At 35.8% G+C, this 10,285-nt stretch carries 4 protein-coding genes; all 4 read left to right on the forward strand.

Features of this window, described 5'->3' with window-relative positions:
- Window positions 1-236 precede the first annotated feature (236 nt).
- Window positions 237-899 carry an HAD family hydrolase gene (locus BUB95_RS13990; protein WP_073087681.1) on the forward strand — a complete coding sequence of 221 codons (663 nt, stop codon included), beginning with the start codon at window positions 237-239 and terminating at the stop codon, window positions 897-899.
- 74 nt (window positions 900-973) lie between these two features.
- A complete protein-coding gene (locus BUB95_RS13995; protein WP_073087683.1) occupies window positions 974-1,444 on the forward strand; it encodes a DUF1801 domain-containing protein in 471 nt (156 codons plus the stop codon).
- Between the two features lie 573 nt (window positions 1,445-2,017).
- The gene (locus tag BUB95_RS14000; RefSeq protein WP_073087685.1) at window positions 2,018-6,853 is read left to right on the forward strand and encodes a M14 family zinc carboxypeptidase; all 4,836 of its coding nucleotides are present in this window, start codon (window positions 2,018-2,020) and stop codon (window positions 6,851-6,853) included.
- Window positions 6,854-7,040: 187 nt separating this feature from the next.
- Window positions 7,041-10,285 (forward strand): DUF8202 domain-containing protein (locus BUB95_RS14005; RefSeq protein ID WP_200777215.1); only part of this gene is annotated, 3,245 nt, incomplete at its 3' end.

Raw genomic sequence — 10,285 nt, forward strand, 5'->3', positions numbered from 1 at the left:
AAATGAAATTTACGACGTTGACTTTTTATTTAAACAATATCTTGTCAATTGGATAAATGAACTGAATAAATAACTATTGCCAACAACGTGTATAGTTCATTACGGCTGAAATTCCTAATCGGAATTTCGAGCCTTTTTGCTAAATTTATTGTTACGGCGGAATGATACTCGCGTACCATTCCGTAACGAAACCATAGCCAAAACCGTTACCTGCAAGCTTGGAAAAAATAAACATTATGAAATACAATTGCATAATTTTCGATTGTGATGGAGTACTGGTCGATAGCCTGTCTTTGTCAAATAAAATTATGCTTGAATTGATAAAACCGTTTGGGATATCCAATGAATTTAAAAAAGTAATCGATAATTATAATGGAGGCTCACTGAAAGCAAGTTTAGACAAAATTGAAGAATTGATTAACGAAGAATTGCCTAAAAACTTTGTCAAAGAATATCGTAATTTAACTTATGAAACTTTCAAAAAGGAGCTTCGTCCAATAAAAGGGATTACGGAATTTATTAAAAAAATCAATATTCCGATTTGTGTTGCTTCAAGTGGCCCTAGAGAAAAAATAATCGAAAATTTAAAAACCACAAACCTTTTAAAATATTTTGGGGGAAACATTTTCAGTTCGTACGACATCCAAAGCTGGAAACCAGAACCCGGAATATTTATCCACGCTGCGAACAAAATGGGGTTCAAACCTCAAGAATGCGTTGTTATTGAAGACTCTTTAGATGGAATACAAGCCGCTTTAAGTGGAGGATTTAATATCATTGGCTTTGCAACAGAATCTAACTTTGAGGAGATGAACAAAACTCAAGCAATAGTATTTAAATCAATAATTGAAATTGAACAATCAGTAATTGAAAAGACTAACGTCAACAATGATGTATAAAATGGAACGTATAAATCCAGAATTCTTACTTGAAATTGATGCAATTGCATTTGGACCTGAAAAATAAATAACCAATGAAACCGAATCCACAACTTAAAATATTTTTGGAACCCTATGACGAGCGTATCCAAAATTTGACAATGGAATTGCGGAATTTCGTAACGGATTTGGTTCCAGAATCTAACGAATTGATTTGGGACAATTATAATGCAGTTGCGATGGCATACTCGAAATCGGAAAAACTAAAAGATGCTTTTTGCCACGTTGCAGTTTATTCTGGACACGTAAATTTCGGATTTAATCGTGGAGCGGAATTATCAAAAACAAGTATTAAACTGAACGGAAGAGGAAAATTAATTCGGCACATTTCGGTAAAGGACTTCCAATTTTTCCCAAAACAGGAAATAAAAAATATGATTTGGGAAGCAGTTGGAATTTCTGAAAAGTTGAATAATGAATTGACCGAAAAAAATTCTCAACCGAAAAGTATAGTAATGTCAATATCTGAAAAGAAAATAAGACCAATAAAAAAAGCCAGCAGGTAACAATGGCTATAATTCATTTTGGTTTTGTGCCACACCAAAATAAAATTATAAATCAAACGGTTGGATTTCGGCGGAATAACCCTGCGGATGATTCCACAACGAAATCATAGCCGAGACCGATACACAGCACGTTTAGGAAGGCGTTAGCTAATTTAATAATTTTTTGATTGTTATACCTACTTTAATAACAAAAATTTCATAGATTTAATCTTATTAATAAGTGAACACAAAACTGAACACGTTTTGGAACACGAAATTAACTTTTAGCATCCGTGAGGCCCTATTTTTTGGTTAACTTGTGTTCTGAAGTAGAATTCATAACCCGGAGGTCCCGAGTTCAAATCTCGGTCTCGCTACTATAAAAACCAGTACAAATTTGTACTGGTTTTTTTGTTATCAATAATTACGATTATATCAATAGCTATTAAATTATTAGTTTTCTTTTTAAATTAAAGTACTAAAACTAAAAGCTAATCATTAAAAAACACACTTAATCTATTTTTTTTGCTTTTTATCGATGTTTTTTCAAATATTATTCTATATTTGTTGAGAATTCTAATTAACCCAAATCTAATGAAAAGAATTACCCTTGCTATTCTATTGGCATTTTTTGCCTTAGCACAAACCGCTAACTCTCAAGATTTACACAAACGTGTAATTATTAATAGTGCTTCTCAAACAACTATAAATACACTACTAGAACAAGGAGTGGATTTAAGATGTGGAGCAGTTTTTTATGAGAATTCTATTCAAGTAGAAATACCAGAATCAATATTGGGACGCCTAAAACAAAAAGGTATTTCATATAATGTGGTCATAGAAGATATGACTAAATTTTATGATGAGCGCATTACTGCCAATATTGGACAAGCTCAAAGAGAACTTAGAGATGAGCATAATAAAACTATTTCTAGAAGAAATTCTGAAGCTTCTACAAACAACTCAAGATCAGTAGTGAGTACGGCGATTGATAGTTATTTGCAGTACGAGGAATGTGATGAAGTAGATTGGGCAACACCTGTAAACTTTAATTTAAATCCAAACCCAGCACCCAACTCTTTTGGAGGATGTTTAACTTTAAGTCAAGTTGAAGCTGAGTTAGATCAAATGCGTGCTTTATATCCAAATTTAGTTTCAGTAAAAATGGATGTTTCTCCAAGCGGAGAAACTACGCGTGGAAATACTTATGGTAATGCATCTCAGCAATTTGGAGGTCAAACAGTATATTATGTAAGGATTTCTGACAACCCTGATATGGATGAGCCTAATGAACCTGAAATCCTTTATACTTCAATGATTCATTCTCGTGAAATAGCCAGTTTAATGAGTAACCTATTTTACATGTGGTACTTATTGGAAAACTATGACACAGACTCTGCAATAAAAGAATTAGTTGATAATAATGAGATGTACTTTATACCTGTGGTTAATCCTGATGGATTACGTTGGAATGAAATTATTGCTCCAAACGGTGGTGGTTTACAACGTAAAAACTTAAGAACAAGCTCAGAAGATAATACGAGTACTAACTCTTCTAATAATGCTCGTGGAGTTGATTTAAATAGAAATTTTGATTATTTCTGGGGTGCAGATGGTGACCCTTCTGGTTCTTCTGATGACCAAGTTGGCTTTTCTTCTGGTACTTATCGAGGTCCTTCACCTTTTTCTGAACCAGAATCTAGAATATTGAGAGACTTTGTACTAGCTAAAGATTTTGAAACTGCTTTAATGCATCACACTTTTGCTAACGGAATACCACATCCTTATGGAGGAATACCAACAGCGGTTTCAGGCAGAGAAGATGAAATGCATAAGTGGCATGAAGATATGACGAAGTATAATCGTTATGTGTCTGGTGCTACAATCTTCACACCTGCAAATGGTATTGCAGACGATTGGATGCTAGGTGGTGCTCCAGATGGAGGAAATTCTACAAGTAATGCTCGAAATGATCACCCTGACCATACAAGTGGTCCATATATAGGGCCTTCAATTGGCTCAGGTAAGAATATTTTAGCTACTACACCAGAACATGGAAATGAATCAGGTCCAACAGGAAGTGGTTTTTGGCCAAATCCTACATCTCTTGTACCTATTGCAAAAAGAGCAATGCGTATTAATTTAATGAATGCATATCATGGTGGACGTTACGCAAGGCTACATGATTTAACCAAGAGTAGCATTAATACCACGACCTCAAATTTAGATTTCGGTATTGAACGTTTAGGACAAACTCACGATAATGTAGTGAATGAGACTGGAGATTTTACATTAACATTTACACCTATATCATCTAATATAGTATCTATTATATCACCATCTACAGTAACCTTAGATATTTTAGAGCAGCAAAATATTTCTGCCTCAATGGTTTTAGATGGAGGAATTCAAGCTAACGATAAAATAGAATATCGCGTACAATTAAGTAACGGAATAGGTCAGATAATTTATGATGTGATATTTGAAAAGTTTTATCAACCAAATATATTATTCAGTGACTCTGGTAATAACTTAACTAATTGGAGTTTAACTGGTGGTCAATGGACAACTTCTACCAGTAACCCTTATGATGGCGCAAGCTCAATAAAAGCCGGAACAAATAATGAAGCTACTAGTCAATTTTACTCAAATAATATTAACAGTACATTAACTCTAAATTCTGGTTCTACCTATGATATAACTGGTGCCGGAAGAACATACATAGAATTTTTTACTCGTTGGGATTTAGAAAGAAACTGGGATTTTGTTGAAATACAAGGTCGAGCAAATGGTAGCTCATCTTGGACAACATTATGCGGAAAATATAACAAACCAGAATCTCAAACAAACACCAATAATGCTCACGGAGACAAAGATAGTTATGGTTTTCAGTCATCGAATAGTGGAGGTTTAGTATATGATGGTGATCAAATGAATAAATGGGTTTTAGAACAAATAATTATAGACCCAGAACATAATTCATTTTTAGTAGATGCAACAGATTTACAAATCCGTTTTAGATTTAGAACTGATGATGACAATTTAGCAAGAGAAAACTATTCTACAGATTATAGTGGCTTTTTTATAGATAATTTTTCAATTACAAGAGTTAATATACCTTGTGACGATAGTAATCCTCCTACTAATTTAGCGGTAAGTAACATTGGTTTAACCACTGCTGATTTATCTTGGGATGCCATTCCATCCGCAACTTATGACATAAGATATAGAGAAACAGGAACTACAACTTGGACAACGGTAACTGATATTTCAGGAAATACTCAATCAATTTCTAGTTTAGATTTTAATACTGAGTATGAAGTTCAAGTAGCTACAAGATGTAATACAACCACATCCGCATTTTCTGTATCGGAGATTTTCACAACATTAGACCCTTGCGCAAATAATATAACAACTTATCCTTACACAGAAGATTTTGAAACTGGTGAAGGCTTATGGGAACAACCAACAAATGATGATGGTATTTGGACTCGAGACGCTAACGGAACAGGTTCTGGTGGCACAGGTCCTAACGGCGGGTTTAACCCTGGTAATCCAACTGGTCAGGCATCAAATAATTTCTACATGTATGTTGAAGGTTCTTTAAATCAAAATCCTGGACCAGGTAGTATTGTGTTTTTTGAAAGTCCCTGTATAGATTTAACTGGTCGTGAAAATGGAAGTTTTTCTTTCCGTTATCATATGCATGGTTCTGATATGGGTACATTAGAAGTTGAAGCTAGTACTGATTTTGGAACAACCTGGACAAGCATTGATACACTTAATGGCCAACAACAAGCTAATCAAACTGATCCATGGCTAGAGAGAAATGTTAGTTTATCTGCATACGACAATCAAATTATAAAGCTGCGTTTCAAAGGCACAACTCCTCCAGATACAAGTGGAGGTGTTCCTCAAAATGCGCCTTTTAGAACAGATATGGCTATTGACTATATTAACATCACATCAGATGTAGCGGCATCTGGCCCAACAATAATTACTCAAAATATATCTGTAAATCTAGATGCAGCTGGTAATGCAACTATTGCTGAAGATGCTGTTAACAATGGAAGTACAGGTACTGGAACACTAACTTTCGATACAGATATCACTTCATTTACCTGCGCAAATCTTGGAGCTAATACAGTTACTTTAACAGTTACTGATGATAATGGTTCTGATACAGGGACAGCTACTGTAACTGTAGTTGACAACCTTGCTCCTGTTCCGGATGCGGCTTCGCTTCCTGATGCTACGGGTGAGTGTTCGGCAACTATTACGGGTAGTGCGCCTACCGCTACAGACAACTGTGGTGGAACGATTACTGGTACAACTACGGATAGCTTAACCAGCTCTACGCAAGGTACAACTACCGTAACATGGACCTTTGATGATGGGAATGGAAATACTTCCACACAAACTCAGAATATTGTCGTGAATGATAATACGGCTCCTGTTCCGGATGCGGCTTCGCTTCCTGATGCTACGGGTGAGTGTTCGGCAACTATTACGGGTAGTGCGCCTACCGCTACAGACAACTGTGGTGGAACGATTACTGGTACAACTACTGATAGCTTAACCAGCTCTACGCAAGGTACTACTACCGTAACATGGATCTTTGATGATGGGAATGGAAATACTTCCACACAAACTCAGAATATTGTCGTGAATGATAACACAGCACCTGTTCCGGATGCGGCTTCACTTCCTGATGCTACGGGTGAGTGTTCGGCAACTATTACGGGTAGTGCGCCTACCGCTACAGACAACTGTGGTGGAACAATTACTGGTACAACTACGGATAGCTTAACCAGCTCTACGCAAGGTACAACTACCGTAACATGGACCTTTGATGATGGGAATGGAAATACTTCCACACAAACTCAGAATATTGTCGTGAATGATAACATAAACCCTGTTTGCGTAACTCAAGACATAACAACTCAACTTGATGGCACAGGAAATGCAACAATTACAGCAAATGATATTGATAATGGATCAAGTGATAATTGCGGTGTAGCTTCTATATCTTTATCTCAGACTTCATTTACATCTGCGGATATAGGGGATAATGTAGTGACATTTACAGTTACAGATGTTAATGGCAATTCTTCAATGTGTAATGCTACGGTTACTGTAGAAGACTCAACACTCGATATTGATGATGACAAGTTTGAAATCTTTAGCATAACTCCTAATCCATTTAAAGATAGTTTAACTATTAAAGTTCCAACAAAGCTATCTGGCGATACGTTTAATATCATTATTTATGATTTAAATGGAAGAAGAGTATTTAATGAAGTAAAAAGTGTTACTAATAATACGATTAATCTAAATGGTTTGAGTCAATTAGAAATTGCACCTTACATAATTAGAATGATAAATACTACCTCTAATAGTGTGTATAGTACGCGTTTAATTAAGTATTAAACAAAAAAAATGATTAAAAAAAAGCAGTGATTCAATATAAATCACTGCTTTTTTAATTTTTAATTAATTGAAATTCAATTACATAAAATTATATTTTGCATTTAATCGATTTTTTTTGCTTTTCATGGAGTAAATGTACTATGTTTGTACGGTAATATAGTCCCAAAACTATAAACATAACCGCTTTATGAAAATATTTTTACCTTATGTAGTTAGGGTTATAATTCTATCTACAATTATCCTATTCACTTGCAAAGTAAACAGCCAAAGTGATTTTTTAACACAACACATTGAAGATAACGTAACAAACAATGGTTTTGTTAATACTAGTATTACTCCAGTATCTTCATTAACTAATGCCTTTGTACTCGCAAACAATAACAGAAGAGTTAGTGCAGGACAATCTGGATTAACAAGTAATGCAAATGCTATTGATCTTTCTGCAGCTAGAGCTTTAACAGCCACTAATTCTTTAACTTATTATAAACAGAATAACACTTTAAATACTAGGATTAATTCTTCAATATGGGAATATATTGGTCCAGCAGGTGGGCCTAACGAAATGATTGTCAGAGGAAGATATGCCGTTAATTTAAATGGAGGCACAAACTCAACCACTGTAGGACTTTCAGGCATTAGTAACTCACAGAATTGTATTCCTTTTATTACAGGTATTAGAACAAATGTAGCGACTCAAGGAGCAGACTCTTCTACTGCTATTGCTTACTTAGAAAACAATACAACGTTGCGGGTAGAAAAAGGCAGCAATACAAATAACGTCATTATTAATATCACCTTAGTGGAATTTACAGGTAGTAACTGGACTGTTTTACACGGTGACTCTGGCAATTCCGCTAGTGATACTGCTACTATAACATTAAGAAATAATGCAGATGGAAGTGGGACTGCTACAAGTATAAACGATTGGTCTGAAGCCATAATCTTTGGGCAGCATCGAGGTGATAACAATGCAAATGGTGTAAATGATGCCATTGCAGATAACTGGCCGCTATTTCAACCTGGCGGAAGCAACCAAACTGTTGACTGGACCTTTGATGCAAATCATGACTCTAATGGAACAAACAGACAATTTGTTCACGTACTCCACAATACAAATCTAACGGTAACTAGATTTACAGATACGCAAAACGCGGCTGATGAGTCTACAATAAATATTTCTTCTGCCGGCTTAACAGATGTAAATCAAGCTCTTATTGTTGGCTCTTCAATAAGTAGTGGTGGTGGTCAGGCATATGGCAGAGGCTGGAGAAATTATTATCTTAAATCAAGCTCAGAAGCAGCCCACTGGGCACACAGAAATAATAATACGATGAGTCATGAAATACAAATTGTAGATTTATCGAATTTAACAAGTTCTAGTTGCTCTACAACTATAGCGTCATTTCCTTACAATGAAGGTTTTGAAACAGGATTAGGAGACTGGAGTCAAGACACCACTAACGACGATAGAGATTGGACAAGACAATCTGGAGGAACTCCATCCAATAATACAGGACCAAGTGCAGCACACGAAGGTAGTTTCTACGTATTTACAGAAGGTAGTAATCCTAACTTTAATTCAGAATTTAATTTAATTAGTCCTTGCATAGATTTAACATCAGAAACGTCTGCTTCTCTATCCTTTTACTATCATATGTATGGTACAAATATGGGAACTTTAGATGTGGAAGTTAGTACCGATGGAGGTAGCACATTTGGTACTCCTGAATGGTCAATCAGTGGTGAAGTACAAACTAGCAATGCTCAAGCTTGGGAACAGGCAACCGTTGTTCTAGACGCCTATACTGGACAAGTAATTCAAATAAGATTTAGTGGACTTACAGGTGCGGATTTTACTAGTGATATGGCAATAGATGATATTTCAGTAACAACAGGCGCTGTTGTTTCAACATGTAGCGCCTCAACACTTACCCTTCCGTATACAGAAAGTTTTGAAACTGGGACCAATGGATGGGCTTCTGGGGGTACAGATGCCTCCAGGATTAATAACCCAACAAATTCATTTGATAACGACTACAGTTTAATGATAAGAAGTAATTCAGGAAATGCATCTTCTTTCTGTTCTCCTAGCATGGATATTACATCCTATGATAAAGTAGATTTCGATTTCTATTTTACAGCAATAAATTTTGAGCAAGACGAATTATTCTATGTTGAGTATAGTGATGATGATGGTACTACTTGGACAATTGCAAAAATATTTGAAGCAGGTGATGTAGAAGGTGCCTCAGATGTTAGAGGTGATTTCGACATTAACAATAGCACAATTTTTTATAACAAAACTGTTACCCTTCAGAGTACTGATTATACATTTTCTTCTAATTCCAGATTTAGAGTGCGTTCAGCAGCTAGTGATGCAACCGATATGGTCTATATTGATAACATAAGTATTACTGGTGTTACTTATTCTAATCCTACAATTGGTCCAGGTGGTGTAACTAATGATTTAGATTTATGGCTTAGAGCCGATAGATTTGATGGTACCACAGTTGGAACGGACGGGAGTTTAGTTACAGCTTGGATAGATAACGGACGTGGAAATGATGCTAGGACTAAGGCCACAGGTCTAGAACCAATTTACAGAAATAGCACAGCCCGAAATATCAATTTTAATCCTGTCATAGATTTTGAAAATGATCCAACTACTGCAGGATCTGACATGACATATATCGACCCTAGAGATAAAGTTTTACAAGGTACTGGCGGTTTTAATAGTGATGATATTTTTATGGTAGTTATTCCCGATCCTGTCATTTCAACAGCTATTTTACCTCTAGATACATTTACAAGTACTGACCCTACTGGAAATACTTTTGATGAGGATGTTACAGGATTTGGCTATGGCAACTATTCTCAACGTTTTACAAACGAAAATTTTGGTTATGCCATAGGGACTAGTAATGCTGCCGGAAATGGATACGGTAGAGGCGTTACCAACACAGCAATAAACTACAACCGAGTTCATATCATGAATACGAGACATAATGCTTCTGATAGTGATATGGAAATCTATATGAACGCTAATCAAATAGGAACAGTTACTTCAGATGTGAGTGATTTTGCAGCTGTTAACAATACAAGATACTGGCTAGGAAGAAGTCAATATTTCCAAGGAAGTTTTGATGGACGTATTGCCGAGGTCATTACCTATAGAGCGCGTAAAGACGATGCTGATGCTACTCAAGAACGTAATAGAATACAATCTTACTTAGCCATTAAATACGGTATCACTTTAGAACCTACTATCACCGCTGGAGTCATTGAAGAAGGTAACTTAGATTACGTTGATAGTGACGGCTCTGTCATTTGGGATGTATCTGCTAGTGCAGGATTCAATTTTGATATCGCTGGTATTGGTCGTGATGATGCCTCTGGACTTGACCAAAGACAATCTAGCAGTATCAACTCTAT

It is taken from the genome of Winogradskyella jejuensis, assembly GCF_900129745.1.
Taxonomy (GTDB): domain Bacteria; phylum Bacteroidota; class Bacteroidia; order Flavobacteriales; family Flavobacteriaceae; genus Winogradskyella; species Winogradskyella jejuensis.